The following is a 15,009-nucleotide window of genomic DNA, read 5'->3' on the forward strand; positions in this document are numbered from 1 at the left end:
GCGCGACCCTAGTGCTCGGCTCAGGCGACCAGGGCCTGCTTCACCTGGGCGAGCGACGGGTTGGTCATGACCGACTCGGTGCCGGAGGGGGAGACGATCAGCAGGGTCGGGACCGTCTGGTTTCCGCCATTCGCCTTCTCGACGAACGCCGCCGAGTCCGCGTCGTGCTCGATGTTGACCTCGTTGTACGCGATGCCCTCGCGGTCCATCTGGCTCTTGAGCCGACGGCAGTAGCCGCACCAGGTGGTGCTGTACATCGTCACAGTGCCCGCCATGTCGCTGGCGCTCCCTTGTCTCGTCCGTCCCGCTGCGCGGCCGGCAGCGTCAACACGCGGCCCGGCGGACTGCGCCGCCTTCCCGCACCGGGTGGAACGTACGGGAGGCGGCCACCATTCCCACCGGCTCCCAGTACGGCTCGTGGTCCTCGTAAGTACGGCTCGTGGTCCTCGTACCAGTACGACGAACAGCTCACCCCTGTGGACAACCGCCGCATCCGCCCCGTGCGACCTGGCAGCATGGCGGGGTGACAGCAGCAACGCATTCCACCCTCTTCCCGCAGGTTCCCGAGACCCCGGACGCCGTGCTCGACGGGCTCGACCCCGAGCAGCGCGAGGTGGCTCTCGCCCTGCACGGACCGGTGTGCGTGCTGGCCGGCGCGGGTACGGGCAAGACCCGCGCGATCACCCACCGCATCGCGTACGGGGTGCGGGCGGGCATCCTCCAGCCCGCCACGGTCCTCGCCGTCACGTTCACCAACCGGGCCGCCGGGGAGATGCGCGGACGGCTCCGGCAGCTCGGCGCCACCGGGGTCCAGGCACGGACCTTCCACTCCGCCGCGCTCCGGCAGCTCCAGTACTTCTGGCCGAAAGCAGTCGGTGGCGAGCTGCCCCGGCTGCTGGAGCGGAAGGTGCAGCTGGTCGCCGAGGCCGCCGCCCGCTGCGAGCTCCGGCTCGACCGCAACGAGCTGCGGGACGTCACCGGCGAGATCGAGTGGGCCAAGGTCACCCAGACCGTGCCTGCGGACTATCCGGCGGCGGTGGCGAAGACCCAGCGGGACGCCCCCCGCGACCCGGCGGTCCTGACCCAGATCTACTCCACGTACGAACAGCTCAAGCGCGACCGCTCGGTGATCGACTTCGAGGACGTGCTGCTGCTCACCGTGGGCATCCTCCAGGACCGCCAGGACATCGCCGACCACGTGCGCGGCCAGTACCAGCACTTCGTGGTGGACGAGTACCAGGACGTGAGCCCGCTCCAGCAGCGGCTGCTCGACCTCTGGGTCGGCGACCGGGACAACCTCTGCGTCGTCGGTGACGCCAGCCAGACGATCTACTCCTTCACCGGGGCCACCCCCGACCACCTGCTGAACTTCCGCACCCGCCACCCCGGGGCGACGGTGGTCAAGCTGGTGCGGGACTACCGCTCCACGCCCCAGGTCGTCCACCTCGCCAACGGCCTCCTCAGCCAGGCCCGCGGCAGGGCCGCCGACCACCGGCTGGAGCTGGTGTCCCAGCGCGACAAGGGCCCCGAGCCGGTCTACGCGGAGTATCCCGACGAGCCCCATGAGGCCGAGTCCACCGCCCGGCGCGTCCGCGACCTGATCGCGGCGGGCGTCCCGGCCGGGGAGATCGCCGTGCTCTACCGGGTCAACTCCCAGTCCGAGGTCTACGAGCAGGCCCTCGCGGACGCCGGGGTGCCCTACCAGCTGCGCGGGGCCGAGCGGTTCTTCGAGCGGGCCGAGGTCCGGGAGGCGGGCACGGCCCTGCGCGGCGCGGCCCGCGCCGGGCGCAACGACTCCCTGCTCGACGGGGCGGAAGGGCTGCCGTCCCAGGTGCGGGCGGTGCTCTCCACCAAGGGCTGGACCACCCGGCCGCCCGCCGGGTCGGGTGCGGTGCGCGACCGCTGGGAGTCGCTGGCCGCGCTGGTGCGGCTGGCCGAGGACTTCGAGGCGGCCCGGCCGGGGGCGACCCTCACCGACCTGGTCCGCGAGCTGGACGAACGGGCCGCCGCCCAGCACGCCCCGACGGTCCAGGGGGTGACGCTGGCCTCGCTGCACTCCGCGAAGGGGCTGGAGTGGGACGCGGTGTTCCTGGTCGGGCTCACCGAGGGCATGATGCCGATCGCGTACGCCAGGACCGACGAGCAGATCGAGGAGGAGCGGCGCCTGCTGTACGTCGGAGTCACCCGCGCCCGCCTCCACCTCTCGCTCTCCTGGTCCCTGGCGCGCTCGCCCGGCGGACGGGCGAGCCGCAGGCCCACCCGGTTCCTGAACGGGCTGCGGCCGGGCTCCACGGCGTCCGGCGCCCGGGGCGGGGCCGGGGGCGGCGGAGGGATCGACCGGGGCACCGGCCGGGCCACGGCGGCGGCCGGGCGGACCGAGGCCGTCGAGCGCAGGCCCCGGCAGCCGGTGCGGTGCCGCGTCTGCGGCCGGACGCTCACCGACGCGGGCGAGATGAAGCTGATGCGGTGCGAGGAGTGCCCGTCCGACATGGACGAGGCGCTCTACGGGCGGCTGCTCGACTGGCGCGCGGACCAGGCGGCCCGGCTGAGCCAGCCGGACTACTGCGTCTTCACCGAGAAGACCCTGATGGCCATCGCCGAGGCCGTGCCCTCCACCGAGGGGGAGCTGGTCGTCATCGCCGGCGTCGGAAACCGGAAGCTGACCCGTTTCGGAGCCGACGTACTCGCCATCTGCGCAGGTGAGGCGGTTGGCGAGGAGCCCGAGGAGGGCGCCGGGGAGAGCTGAGAAAAATTGGTCCAGAAAATAGTTTGCGCCCGCCCCAGTCGTCACCATAGGTTCTTAACCACGGGAACAGCGACTTCTCTGAAGCCCTGATTCCGTGCTGTACTTATCCGAATACGCAGGATCGGCCCCGGCCGGTCCCTTGAGACGCCGAGAGGAGGCGATTGAAGTGATCAGCATCATCGAAACCCAGAAAATGACCGGTCTTTCGGTCGTCTCCACCTGCCCGCTCGGCCTCACCCGCACCTCGGTTGCTTCGCTCCGCGCCACCGGTCTGTCCGGCATCTCCGCCGTCAGCCCGCTGTCCCCGGCGAGCCTCCCCGTGATGCGGGAGCGCAATGAGCGACCGGTCGAGGCGTCGGCGGCAGCAGTAGCGAAGGATGCACAGGCTCAGGTCTATGCCTTTGCGGCAGCCGACGCCGGAGCCGAGAAGCAGACGCAGCAGCACCACACGATGTGGGCCTTCCGTGGGCCTGAACCCTGGAGCGATCCAGCCTGATCCAGCATCAGGCCGGCGCCTCAGGGCCGCGGAATCCCACTCGGATTCCGCGGCCCTTTTGTTTTGTCCGAACGGACGGGACACACCGAAGGCGCCTCGGGCCAGCAGTACCAGCCGCCAACCGGCCAACAGGCCGGCACGACCAGACGAGGACACCACCCACCGTGCAACTCGAAGCGCACGCCCCGTCAGTACCGCAGTCCGACCCGATCTCCCCGCCCGGCTCCACGGAGGACTCCACCTTGCTCCCCCTCACCGCGCTCACCGCGCTCGACGACGCCATCGAGAACCTCGGCGTACCCGTCCCCTGCCGCTCGTACGACCCCGAGGTCTTCTTCGCCGAGTCCCCGGCCGACGTCGAGTACGCCAAGTCCCTCTGCCGCACCTGTCCGCTCGTCGAGGCGTGCCTCGCCGGTGCCAAGGAGCGGCGTGAGCCGTGGGGTGTCTGGGGCGGCGAACTCTTCGTCCAGGGCGTCGTCGTGGCCCGCAAGCGGCCGCGTGGCCGTCCGCGCAAGAACCCGGTCGCAGCGTGACCGCCGACTGCGGCGCCCCCGCCCCCACACGGTGGCTGCGCCTCGGAACCATCGACCGTCCCCAGACCCATGACCCCCGGAATCAGGCCCCGATGACCACCCCCACGAAGGAGCCCGTCGGCTCCGCAACCCCTGACGTCACCATCATCGGCGCGAACGACTCGCGTCAGAACAGGACCCGCGAAATGCAACTCATCCCAGAAGCCCTGGCTCGTGCGCATATGCGCGACCGCCTGCGGGAGGCCGAGGTGGACCGCCAGGCGGCCCGCCTCATGGCCGCCCGCCGGATGCAGCGCCGGGCGGAGCGCGCCTCGCTGCGCGCCCGCCGTGCGCTGGCCATGGCCGTCATGCACTGAGAGGCCCCGCCTCTCCGCTCCCCACAGGAGCAGCACCACCGGCTTCTCACCGGGCAACCGCTCTGCCCGGTGAGGAGCCACCACCCCACCGCGGGGCCGTCCGGGCGAGGACGGCCCCGCGGTGCGTTGTGCTGCCGGGTCCCCGTGGCGGGGATATCGTCACGACGTGGACGAGGAGACGCATCCCCCCGACCGACCGGCTGAGCCACCGGCTGCCGGACCTGTGGTCTGCGCCCGCTGCGGCACCGCCGCCGAAGGCGGGACGGCCCCACTGACCTGGCTCTCCTCCGTGGAGGACGGCCGCCACCTCCACTTCTGCGAGACCTGCGCCCGTCTCCACATCAGAGCGATCGAGAGCCGCCTCGACTCCCTCTGGTGGTGACCGGTACTCCTTCCGGCGGTGACCGGGTGTCTCGCCCTGCTCCGACGGCAGGTCTCCGGCGAGGGACCCCGGTCGCCCCTGCCTCCTCGGCTAGCTGTCGGCCCCCTCGGAACCCTCCGCCTCCGGCATGAACCCCGGGAGCCATGCCTCCAGCTCGTCCCGCAGCCGGACCGCCGCGCCGAGCTGGCACAGCACCCCGATCGTGCTGAGCGTCACCCGGTGTATCAGGAGGTAGGACGGCGGGAGGTTCAGCTGTCTGCCGAGCTGGTGGGCGGGGGAGCGCGGATCGGCGATCCGGGCCGCCTGGTCCCGCAGCCAGCCCCGGGAGAAGGTGAACTCCTCCACCTGCGCCGGTTCGATGATCGGGAGCAGGTAGTCGAGCACCTCGTCCGGCTCCAGGTCGACCGACTCCTTCACGAAGCCCTCTTCGCGCAGCAGCCCGTACACCGCGGCGGCGTTCCCCTCCAGCGTCATCCGCAGGGATTCACCGATGGTCCCCGGCAGCCCGCCCGGAAGGCGGTCGACCGTACCGAAGTCCAGCACCCCCAGCCGCCACGCCCCGGCCGATGCGCCCTCCTTGCTCAGGAGGCCCGGGGCGCCCGAACCACCCGGGTCGCCCGAACCGTCCGGGGTGTCCGAGCCGTCCGGGTTGCTTTCCTCCGCCTCCGCCGCTGGCGGCAGCAGCCGGAAGTTCCCCGGGTGGGGGTCGGCGTGGAGCAGGCCGGTGCGTGCCGGGCCCGAGAAGAGGAAGCGCGCCAGCAGCTGTCCGGCCCGGTCCCGCTGCTCCTTCGTACCGTCCGCGATGACATCGGCCAGCGGGATTCCGTCGATCCACTCCGTCACCAGCACCTGGTCGCCCTGGTGCACCACCCCGGGGATCACCACATCGGGATCGTCCGCGAACTCCGCCGCGTGCTCCCGCTGGGACCGCGCCTCCAGCTCGTAGTCCAGCTCCTCCGCCACCCGGTCGCGCATCTCCTTGATGAGCGGCTTGATGTCCATCCCGGGCACCAGGGGGCCGAGCAGCCGGGCGAAGCGGCTGAGCTGGGCGAGGTCCGAGAGCAGCGCCTCGCCCGCGCCCGGATACTGCACCTTCACGGCGACCTCACGCCCGTCGTGCCACACCCCCCGGTGCACCTGCCCGATCGAGGCGGCGGCCGACGGCTTGTCCTCGAACTCCAGGAAGCAGTCCCGCCAGTCCTCCCCGATCCGCTCGGCCAGCACCGCGTGGACCGTGTGGGCGGGCAGGGGCGGTGCGGCCTCCTGCAACTTGGTCAGGGCGGCGCGGTAGGGGCCCGCGACCTCCTCGGGCAGCGCCGACTCGAAGACCGAGAGGGCCTGGCCCAGCTTCATGGCCCCGCCCTTCAGCTCACCCAGGGTCTTGAACAACTGGTCCGCCGTGCGCTGCTGGACCTCGCGGGCGACCAGCTCGGCGGACCTCCCGCCGATCCGCTTGCCCAGACCCCACGTGGCACGGCCGGCGAAGCCCAGCGGGAGCGCGGCCAGCTTGGCGGTACGCGTAACCGCCTTCCGGGGAAGATCAGACATGTGCCCCTCCAGTTCCCAGACTGCCGTGCCGCCTGAGCCTCCGGTGTCATCCGTCGACGGCGGTCACCCGGCCATTGTGTCCTGCGCCGGAATCCCTCCGGAGGCCCGTGCCCCCCGGCCGCTCTCCGCCGCCCCGCAGGAGCAGTCCGGGTGGGGGCCGATCCGTTCGCAGCGCCACTCCAGCAGGGGCAGCGCGGCCTCCCACCGGGCCCCGGCGCAGGCCGGCAGCTCCCCGTCCAGGAAGGACAGGGCGTGCGCCGCGGCGAGCCCGGCGACCGCCGTGGCCAGCCCCAGATCGCAGGCGGGCACCGCGGTCCGCCGCCCCGAGCGCCACTGCGCCAGCATCCGGGGCCACTGGGAATCCCGGTCCGCGCGGTGCAGCTCCAGACATCCCGCGCACCCGGTGCCGCCCGGAAGCACGAGCGGCCCGACCACCCCGGTGGCCTCGATCACTCCCGTATAGAGATGAGGAGTGCCGGACGCGATCCAGGGAGCCGCGGTGTCCGGGACCGGTGCGTACGCCGCGAGGCCGTCCCGGGGCGCGACGACGATCAGTGACAGGCCGGGCTGCCCGCCCGCCGCACCGGGGTCCGCCTCCGCCGACCGCGACCGGGGCGCGGGCCCGGGGGCGGCCTCGCGGACGACCCGGCGGGCCGCCGTGTCGCGCCGTTCCCCCACGGCCCCGGGCGGGAGCCCGGCCGGGGCCACGTCCCCCGGCCCGGCCCGGCCCCCGTCCAGCACCTCCACCTGGCCCACCCCCGCCCCGGACAGCACCGCCGCGATCGACGCGCCGACCCTGCCCGCGCCCCGCACCTGGACCCGCATCGCCCGCCGGGCCGCCATCCGGCGGGCTCCCTCGCCCGGCCCAGGGTGGACGACGGAGAGCGAGGCCACGTCCGGGCGTTGACGCTCCATCACCTCGGCCTGTCGGCGCAGCACATCTGCCTGTGGCCCACCGGCCCGTACATCGTCCAGGAGGCCCGCCTCCGTCAGCCGGTGCACCAGGACGTCCACATGACGGTCCGACAGGTCGAGGGCGCGTGCCTCCTCGCGCAGCAGCGGCAGGCCACGCGTTCCGTCGAGCAGTTCCAGAAAGCTCCCCGTGGCGATGTCCACCGGCCCCAGTGTCACGGCGTGTGCGGGTGTCACCCCGAATTGCACGGTGTTCCGTCCGCGCCACGCACGGCGCAGCGCGGGCTTCAGCATCGGATGCGGGACTTCTCCCCCGAGACGCACGGCATTCCCCCGATCGGTGTCGTGAACGCGGGCCCGGGAGGATTCCCGGTCGCGTCGAAACCATGGCCCGGCCGAGCCCTTGCCGACCGGACCATTGCCAGAATGCGCGCCCGCGGCGAAGCGTGCCCGGAGTTATCCACAGGTAGCGGGATTAGTCATTCAATAGTGCGGCTCGCGTCGCGGAGCAGTGCGGCTCATGGTGCGAAGCGAGGCGCGGGGAGTGCGGGGGATCGGTGGCGAACGGACCCGGAGGCGGGACTTCCCCCACTGACAGCGGGTAACGTCGAGGCGTGCCCGCAGACCCGTCACCCGGCGTCGCCGGGGAGACCCCCGTGCGCAGCGCCGCAAGCCGCCAGCGAGGCGCGGCCGCCCGTGCGTCCCGCGCCCCGGCGACGAGCGCGGTCGAGGTCCGCAGGAGCACCCGGCGCAGGAAATCCGTCTCCGCGTACCGGGAGGGCGACCGCACGATCGTGCTCATCCCCGCGCGGATGTCGGAGGCCGAGGAGCGGCGCTGGGTGGGCGTGATGCTCGACAAGCTCGCGGCCCAGGAGAGCAGACGGGTCCTCGGGGACGCCGAGCTCACGGAGCGGGCCGAGCGGCTCTCCGCCCAGTACTTCGACGGCAGGGCCCGGCCCGCCTCGGTGCGCTGGGTGACCAACCAGAACACCCGCTGGGGCTCGTGCACCCCCGCCGAGGGCAGCATCCGGCTCTCGCACCGGCTCCAGGGCATGCCGGAGTACGTCGTCGACTACGTACTCCTCCATGAGCTGGCCCATCTGCTCGTCCCTGGCCACGGCCCGGAGTTCTGGCGGCTGCTGGAGGCGTACCCCCGCACCGAGCGGGCCCGCGGCTACCTCGAAGGAGTGGTGGCGGCCGATCAGCTGCCCCGGCTGCCCGCCGCGCGCGAGGAGTGAGCAGAGGCGCGAGGAGTGAGAGAGACGGTGAGATCGGAGCGGCCCACGGCTCCGGCGGCCGACCGCTCAGGTGGGCCGCTCCGACCGACCGCTCCGACCGACCGCTCCGACCGACCGCTCCGACCGACCGCGTTCGGTGACTCGGCGATTCTGTACCGGGTGTGTACCGGCTTGGCCGGATGTCGGCGATTGCGGTTAGCCTGACGCGACGCATTCACCTTCGGGATGGGGGACGGTCGTTACGTATGGCCAGGGAATTCCAACGAGGCCACAAGGCCAAGCTCAGTGATCTCACACAGGGGACGGATCTGTACGTAGGTGTACAGATCGCCGCCCCTGGGCTGACCTTCGACATCAGCTGCTTCGGTCTGGACGCCGACGAGCAGCTCTCGGACGACCGGTATTTCATCTTCTTCAACCAGCCGAAATCGCCTGAGGAGTCCATTCAGCTCCTCGGCGCGCAGTCCGGCGACACCGAGTCCTTCCGCGTCACGCTCGACCGCATCCCGGCCGCCATCCAGAAGCTCTCCTTCACCGCGACGATCGACGGACCCGGCCAGATGTCGCAGGTCGGCCCCGGGTACATCCGGATCGTCGCCGGTGGGGAGGAAGTGGTCCGGTACGCCTTCACCGGTTCGGAGTTCACCACCGAGCGCGCGGTGATGCTCGGTGACTTCTACCTGAAGGACGTCTGGCGCTTCGCCGCCGTGGGACAGGGCTTCGACGGCGGTCTCGAAGCGCTCCTGAAGAACTTCGGCGGCGAGGTCGCCGAGGAGGAAGAGGCACCGGCGGCCCCGCAGGCGGCCCCCGGATTCGCCCCGCCCGCCCAGGCCACCGCGCCCCCGGCCTTCGCCGCCCCGCCCGCCGCCCCCCAGGCCCCGCAGCCCGCGCCCTCCTTCGGCGCCCCGCCCGCCCCCGCCCCCGCGCCCCAGCAGCCGATGCACGCCGCGCCCACCATCGCGGCCCCGCTCACCCCGCAGACGCCCCCGGCCCAGTACGGCCAGCCGCAGCAGCTCCACCAGCCTCCGCAGCCGCAGTTCGGCCAGGTCCCCGGCCAGGCCGCCCCGCCCACGCCCCCCTACGGCCAGCCTGCGCCCGCTCCCTACGGCCAGCCGGTCCCGGCCCCGTACGGGCAGCCCGCCCCGGCCCCCTTCGGGCAGCAGCCCCCCGGCGTACCGCAGGGCGTCCCCCAGGGCGCTCCGGCGGCCGGTGCCGGGCTGCACGCGGCCCTCCAGAAGTACAAGGAGACCTCCACCGGGCAGCGCTGGACCCCGCAGAACCAGCAGCTCATGCGCGTCGACCTGACCATCGGCGGCACCGGGGTGCTGGCCCGCCAGGGCAGCATGGTGATGTACCAGGGCAAGGTCGACTTCGGCTACAAGGGCGCCGGGTTCGTCGGCCGGGTCGTCGGCAACGCCACCGGCCAGGAAATGCAGCTGATGCGGTGTACCGGCCGTGGTCAGGTCTTCCTCGCCGAGGAGGGCTCGTACCTGCACCCCATCGAGCTCCAGGGCGACGCCATCTGTGTCTCCGCCGAGAGCGTCCTCGCCTTCGACGAGTCCCTCCAGTACGAGGTCCGCCGGGTGGACGGGCACGGCATCCCCGGCGGCGCCCTGTTCACCATGCAGTTCCAGGGCACCGGCACCGTGGTCATCAAGACCCACGGCACGCCGGTCGTCCTGCCGGTCACGCCCACCACGTTCGCCGACTGCAACGCGGTGGTGGCCTGGTCGGCCGCCTCCCAGGTGATCGTCTCCAGCCAGGTCCGGCTGCGCCGCAACGCCTACCCGGGGCACAGCGGGGAGACCGTGAACCTCCAGTTCCGGGGAGCCCCCGGCAACTTCATCGTCGTCCAGCCCTACGAGGTCTGAGGGAGCCCGTCATGAACCAGCAACTCGCGGGCTACGCCCCGACCCCCGTCACGGCACGTATGGAGAACCACGGTTCGGCCATGCTCAAGGTCGCCATGGCCACCGGGCAGGACCTCTACGCGCGCACCGGCTCGATGGTGGCGTACGAGGGCTTCATCCAGTACGAGCCGAACCCGCCCGCCGTCCGGCAGATCGCCTCCCAGTGGATCACCGGCGAGGGCGCCCCCGTCATGAAGTGCTCCGGCGACGGACTGCTCTACCTCGCCGACTACGGCGCCGACGTGGTCGTCATCAACCTGAACAACGAGTCCATCTCGGTCAACGGCACCAACCTCCTCGCCTACGACGCGCACCTCACCTGGAGCGTCGAGAGGGTCAAGGGCATGGCCAAGTTCGCCGGTCAGGGGCTGTGGAACGTCGTCGTCCAGGGCACCGGATGGGTCGCCATCACCTCCCGGGGCACCCCGATCGTCGTCGACTGCGGACGCGGCGAGGACGAGACGTACGTCGACCCCGACGCCCTGGTCGCCTGGTCCACGCACCTCAAGGTGAAGGGGAAGCGCAGCTTCAAGGCCGGGGCGCTGATCGGCCGCGGCAGCGGGGAGGCGTACCAGATGGCCTTCTCCGGGGAGGGCATCGTCGTCGTCCAGCCGAGCGAGGACAGTACGGACCGCCTGCGGGTCCGGAACTGAGGGGAGGGGAACACACCATGCAGAGTCCGCTTTTCAGCCACACCGAGCAGCAGTCCCAGGACCGGTACACGATCCAGAACCCGCAGCTCCTGCGGGTGGCGCTGACCGGGCAGGACGACGTCCTCGCCCGCAAGGGCGCCATGGTCGCCTACCAGGGCCTGATGGACTTCGACGGCGAGTACCAGTCGCACGGGCAGCGCAGCGCCCGCGCACGCACCGGTGAGGGCCTCGACCTGATGCGGGTCTCCGGCCAGGGCACCGTCTACTTCGCCAACCTCGCCCAGTACATCCACGTCGTGGACGTCGACCGCGAGGGGATGACCGTGGACAGCGCCTATGTCCTCGCGCTCGACTCCTCGCTGCACACCGAGGTCATCGCGGTGGACAGCCAGTACGGGATCTCCGGCAGCGGCAAGTACCAGCTCAACATCTCCGGCACCGGCAAGGTCGCTCTCATGACCTCGGGCCAGCCCCTGATGATGCAGGTCACGCCCGAGAAGTACGTCAACGTGGACGCCGACGCCATCGTGGCCTGGTCCAGCGCCCTGCGGGTGCAGATGCAGGCCCAGACGCACTCCAGCGGCGTCTTCCGGCGCCGGGGCAACACGGGGGAGGGCTGGGAGCTCAGCTTCCTCGGCCAGGGCTTCGCCCTCGTCCAGCCGAGCGAGGTCATGCCCCCGCAGAACGCCCAGATCGGCCAGGGCGCCCGCGCCCAGTTCGGCGTGGGCCAGCAGGGCGCCTACGGCCAGAACCAGAACAACGCCTGGAACTGACCGGAGCACAGCGGTAAGGGGCGACCTCTATAGAGGCCGCCCCTTACGCATATGTACCCGCTACAGCCGGGACCGCGTCGCCTCCAGCAGCCGTACGACGGAGGCGTCGGCCACCCCGGGCACGTCCCTGTAGCCGAACCACCGCAGATCGAGCGACTCCTCGCTGATCCGTTCCGCCGCTCCGGCCGGAGCCAGCGCCGCGTACTGCACGTCGAGGTGCCAGTTGCAGGGGGCCGGGATGGGGTGCCGGTCCAGCCGGACCGGTCCGCCCGGCAGCAGGGTGAGCCCCGTGATGCCGGACTCCTCCGTCGCCTCACGGAGCGCCGCCGTCTCCAGCGTGGCGTCCCCCTCCTCGCAGTGGCCGCCCATCTGGAGCCACATCCGGAGCTTGCGGTGCAGGGTGAGCAGGACCCTCTCCCGCTCCGGGTCGATCACCAGGGCGCTGGCCGTCACATGGCCGGCCCCGCACGCCTTCCCCATGCCGTCGGCGTGGCGGGCCAGATGGTCCAGGTAGGCATCGCGCAGCTCCGCCTGGTCGCCGCTCCCGTCCGCGGGGTCGTAACCCTTCAGTACGAGGGTGGCGTCGTCGTGCAGCGTCACTGGTCGCGGCCGTCCTTGCCGTCTTCTTCCTTCTTGTCCTCGGCCTGGTCCTCGGCGGGCTTCGGCTGCTCCTCGGCGGCGGGCTTCCGCGGGCCCTTCGCGGCCTCGCCGAGCATCTTGTCCAGCTCGGAGAAGTCCGCCTGCTCGTGGTGGACGAAACCGTCCGGGTCGTCCAGGTCGTGGGCGGTCGGCAGCATGTCCGGGTGCGCCCACAGCGCGTCCCGGCCCTCCAGGCCCCGGGCGTCGGTGAGCGAGGCCCAGAGCCGCGAGGCGTCCCGCAGCCGGCGCGGGCGCAGCTGGAGACCGATGAGCGTGGCGAACGTCTGCTCGGCCGGACCACCGGAGGCCCGGCGCCGCCGCATCGTCTCGCGCAGGGCGTCCGACGAGGTCAGCCGGGACTTCGCGGCCTCGTGGACCACCGCGTCCACCCAGCCCTCCACGAGCGCGAGGGCCGTCTCCAGCCGGGCGAGGGACGCCTTCTGCTCGGGCGTGTCCTCGGGCTGGAACATGCCCTGCTGAAGGGCGTCCTGCAACTGCTCGGGCTGCGAGGGGTCGAACTGGCCGACGACGTCCTCCAGCTTGCTGGTGTCGACCTTGATGCCCCGCGCGTACGACTCGACCGCGCCGAACAGATGCGAGCGCAGCCATGGGACATGGGCGAAAAGCCGCTGGTGGGCGGCCTCGCGCAGGGCCAGATACAGCCGCACCTCGTCCTGCGGGACGCTGAGGTCCTTGCCGAACCGCGCCACGTTCAGCGGGAGCAGCGCGGCCTTGCCCGCCGGTCCGAGCGGCAGCCCGATGTCGGTGGAGCCGACCACCTCACCGGCCAGCACACCCACGGCCTGCCCGATCTGCTGGCCGAACATGGCGCCGCCCATGGACCGCATCATGCCGATCAGCGGGCCCGCCATGGCCTGCATCTCCTCGGGCAGCACGTCGCCCATCGCCGCGCCCACCCGCTCGGCCACCGGGTCGACCAGCTGCTGCCAGGCCGGCAGCGTGGCCTCGACCCACTCCGCGCGGCTCCACGCCACGGTGGAGACCGAACCGGAGGGCATCGACGTCACACCGTCCAGCCAGAGGTCGGCCAGCCGCAGCGCCTCGTCGACCGCCGTCCGCTCGGACGGGCCGACGCTGGCGTCCTTGGTGCCGTCGGACGTCCCCTGGGAGACGGTCTGGCGGGCGATCTGCTTGGCCATGTCCCAGTTCACGGGACCGCCCTCGTAGCTCAGCATCTGGCCGAGCTGCTGGAAGGCCGCGCCGAGATCGTTCGGGTTCATCGAGCCGAACATCGCGGCGAACGGGTTGTCCCCGCCCGCCCCCGGCCCGAAGCCGAACGGGTTTCCCGGCCCGCCCGCGCTCTGCCCACCTTCGGTGGGGTCCTTCTTCTTGCCCTCGTCGCCGTTCTCCGGCTCCTCCGGCGGAAGGCCGAATCCGAATGGGGTGTCACTCACGGGTTTCCTCGGCTCGTAGGGCCGCCGGCTCGAACCGGCGGCGACTGCCCGACATCACCATCCAGCGTAGACACCACGCCCGCTTCGGGCCTCAGTGCTCCGCCGACTCCCGGCCTGCGGCAGGATGGACGCCACCTGGTACGTACGCGTCATTCGGGTACGTACTGAAGACAACCGCTGGAGACGCCCGGTGAGTTCCCCAGATCCGCAGGTTCGCGCAGCGCGAAACCTGACCGACCCCTCGCCCGAAAGCACATCCGAAAAGAAGCACCCCAGGGCCCCCAGGAACCGGGGACCCGTCGTCGCGGTCACCGGTGCCGCGACCGGCGTGGGTGAGCTGCTGACCGCCCATCTCGCCGCATCCGACGAGATCAAGCAGGTCATCGCGATCGACGAGCGCCGCGGAGAGGTCTCCGAGGCGACCTGGCACATCCTGGACGTCCGCGACCCGATCATCGCGGAGAAGCTGCGCGGCGCGGACGTCGTGGTGCACCTGGCGCTCGATCTCGACCTGGAGACCGACCCCGCCGCCCGCACCGCGTACAACGTACGGGGCACCCAGACCGTCCTCACGGCCGCGGCCGCCGCCGGGGTCCGCCGGGTCGTCCTGTGCACCTCGGCGATGGTCTACGGGGCGCTGCCCGACAACGACGTGCCCCTCTCCGAGGACGCCGAGCTGCGCGCCACCGCCGAGGCCACCGGGGTCGGCGACCTCCTGGAGATCGAACGGCTGGGCCGCCGCGCGCCCCGCGCGCACCCCGGGCTCAACGTCACCGTCGTGCGCCCCACCGTCCTGGTCGGCGGCACGGACACCGCGCTGACCCGCTACTTCGAGTCACCGCGTCTCCTCGTGGTCGCCGGTTCCCGCCCCACCTGGCAGTTCTGCCACGTCGAGGACCTGGTGACGGCCCTGGAGTACGCCGCCCTGGAGAAGATCGACGGAGAGCTGGCGGTCGGCTGCGACGGCTGGCTCGAACAGGAGGAGGTCGAGGAGCTCAGCGGCGTACGCCGGATGGAGCTGCCCTCCGCCGTCGCCCTGGGGGCGGCGGCCCGGCTGCACCGGATCGGGCTCACCCCGTCCCCGGCCGGCGACCTGGCGTACACGATGCACCCCTGGGTGGTCAGCGTGAGCCGGCTGCACGACGCCGGGTGGCGGCCGAAGTGGACCAACGAGGAGGTGCTCGGCGCGCTCCTGGAGGAGGTCGAGGGACGCCACACGGTCGCCGGACGACGGCTCGGCCGCAAGGACGCCACCGCCGTCTCCGCCACCGCCGCCGGGGCCACCGTCGCCCTGCTGGGCACGGCCGCCCTCGTCCGCCGCGCCCGCAAGGCCCGCCGCCGCATCTGACGTGCTCCTCGGCGCCCGCAGCCTCCTGTAGGAGGCTCCAACGCGGCCGGCCGCCCGCCG

Annotated in this window: 15 protein-coding genes; 10 read left to right on the forward strand and 5 right to left on the reverse strand. The window is 72.1% G+C overall.

The window, feature by feature from the left end:
- Positions 1 to 20: 20 nt before the first annotated feature.
- Positions 21 to 275: an NrdH-redoxin gene (locus tag B7C62_24750; protein ARF75092.1), complete on the reverse strand. Its 255-nt coding sequence runs from the start codon at positions 273 to 275 to the stop codon at positions 21 to 23.
- Between the two features lie 248 nt (positions 276 to 523).
- On the opposite strand from B7C62_24750, the gene B7C62_24755 reads away from it, so the two are divergent.
- The 5 genes from B7C62_24755 (at position 524) to B7C62_24775 (ending at position 4,513) form a co-directional block, all read left to right on the forward strand.
- Positions 524 to 2,746: an ATP-dependent DNA helicase gene (locus tag B7C62_24755; protein ID ARF75093.1), complete on the forward strand. Its 2,223-nt coding sequence runs from the start codon at positions 524 to 526 to the stop codon at positions 2,744 to 2,746.
- Positions 2,747 to 2,912: 166 nt separating this feature from the next.
- Positions 2,913 to 3,242 carry a hypothetical protein gene (locus B7C62_24760; protein ARF75094.1) on the forward strand — a complete coding sequence of 110 codons (330 nt, stop codon included), beginning with the start codon at positions 2,913 to 2,915 and terminating at the stop codon, positions 3,240 to 3,242.
- 164 nt (positions 3,243 to 3,406) lie between these two features.
- Positions 3,407 to 3,775 (forward strand): WhiB family transcriptional regulator, encoded by a 369-nt coding sequence (locus tag B7C62_24765; protein ID ARF75095.1) that lies wholly within the window; start codon positions 3,407 to 3,409, stop codon positions 3,773 to 3,775.
- On the forward strand, positions 3,772 to 4,131 hold the full coding sequence (locus B7C62_24770) for a hypothetical protein (GenBank protein ID ARF75096.1): 360 nt from the start codon (positions 3,772 to 3,774) through the stop codon (positions 4,129 to 4,131). The genes B7C62_24765 and B7C62_24770 overlap by 4 nt, the downstream gene beginning before the upstream one ends.
- Positions 4,132 to 4,297: 166 nt before the next feature.
- Positions 4,298 to 4,513, forward strand: a complete 216-nt coding sequence (locus tag B7C62_24775) for a hypothetical protein (protein ARF75097.1) — start codon at positions 4,298 to 4,300, stop codon at positions 4,511 to 4,513.
- A 90-nt stretch (positions 4,514 to 4,603) separates the two neighbouring features.
- Here the strand turns inward: B7C62_24775 and B7C62_24780 are convergent, their stop codons facing one another.
- Positions 4,604 to 6,061, reverse strand: a complete 1,458-nt coding sequence (locus tag B7C62_24780) for an ABC transporter ATP-binding protein (GenBank protein ID ARF75098.1) — start codon at positions 6,059 to 6,061, stop codon at positions 4,604 to 4,606.
- Between the two features lie 63 nt (positions 6,062 to 6,124).
- On the reverse strand, positions 6,125 to 7,267 hold the full coding sequence (locus tag B7C62_24785) for a hypothetical protein (GenBank protein ARF75099.1): 1,143 nt from the start codon (positions 7,265 to 7,267) through the stop codon (positions 6,125 to 6,127).
- Between the two features lie 320 nt (positions 7,268 to 7,587).
- Here B7C62_24785 and B7C62_24790 point away from each other — a divergent pair, with 320 nt between their 5' ends.
- The 4 genes from B7C62_24790 (at position 7,588) to B7C62_24805 (ending at position 11,547) form a co-directional block, all read left to right on the forward strand.
- The gene (locus B7C62_24790) at positions 7,588 to 8,211 is read left to right on the forward strand and encodes a metal-dependent hydrolase (protein ARF75100.1); all 624 of its coding nucleotides are present in this window, start codon (positions 7,588 to 7,590) and stop codon (positions 8,209 to 8,211) included.
- 245 nt (positions 8,212 to 8,456) lie between these two features.
- Positions 8,457 to 10,082, forward strand: coding sequence for a stress protein (locus tag B7C62_24795; protein ARF75101.1), 1,626 nt, complete (start codon positions 8,457 to 8,459; stop codon positions 10,080 to 10,082).
- 11 nt (positions 10,083 to 10,093) lie between these two features.
- Complete coding sequence (locus tag B7C62_24800) at positions 10,094 to 10,774, forward strand: hypothetical protein (GenBank protein ID ARF75102.1); 681 nt, start codon at positions 10,094 to 10,096, stop codon at positions 10,772 to 10,774.
- A gap of 17 nt (positions 10,775 to 10,791) precedes the next feature.
- Positions 10,792 to 11,547 (forward strand): hypothetical protein, encoded by a 756-nt coding sequence (locus B7C62_24805; protein ARF75103.1) that lies wholly within the window; start codon positions 10,792 to 10,794, stop codon positions 11,545 to 11,547.
- A 60-nt stretch (positions 11,548 to 11,607) separates the two neighbouring features.
- Here B7C62_24805 and B7C62_24810 read toward each other — a convergent pair whose 3' ends face one another.
- The gene (locus tag B7C62_24810; protein ID ARF75104.1) at positions 11,608 to 12,147 is read right to left on the reverse strand and encodes an NUDIX hydrolase; all 540 of its coding nucleotides are present in this window, start codon (positions 12,145 to 12,147) and stop codon (positions 11,608 to 11,610) included.
- Positions 12,144 to 13,601, reverse strand: coding sequence for a hydrolase (locus tag B7C62_24815; GenBank protein ID ARF75105.1), 1,458 nt, complete (start codon positions 13,599 to 13,601; stop codon positions 12,144 to 12,146). The genes B7C62_24810 and B7C62_24815 overlap by 4 nt, the downstream gene beginning before the upstream one ends.
- A gap of 190 nt (positions 13,602 to 13,791) precedes the next feature.
- On the opposite strand from B7C62_24815, the gene B7C62_24820 reads away from it, so the two are divergent.
- Positions 13,792 to 14,949: an NAD-dependent dehydratase gene (locus B7C62_24820; GenBank protein ARF75106.1), complete on the forward strand. Its 1,158-nt coding sequence runs from the start codon at positions 13,792 to 13,794 to the stop codon at positions 14,947 to 14,949.
- The last annotated feature ends 60 nt before the right edge of the window (positions 14,950 to 15,009 follow it).

The organism is Kitasatospora albolonga, assembly GCA_002082585.1.
In the GTDB taxonomy this organism is placed as follows: domain Bacteria; phylum Actinomycetota; class Actinomycetes; order Streptomycetales; family Streptomycetaceae; genus Streptomyces; species Streptomyces stephensoniae.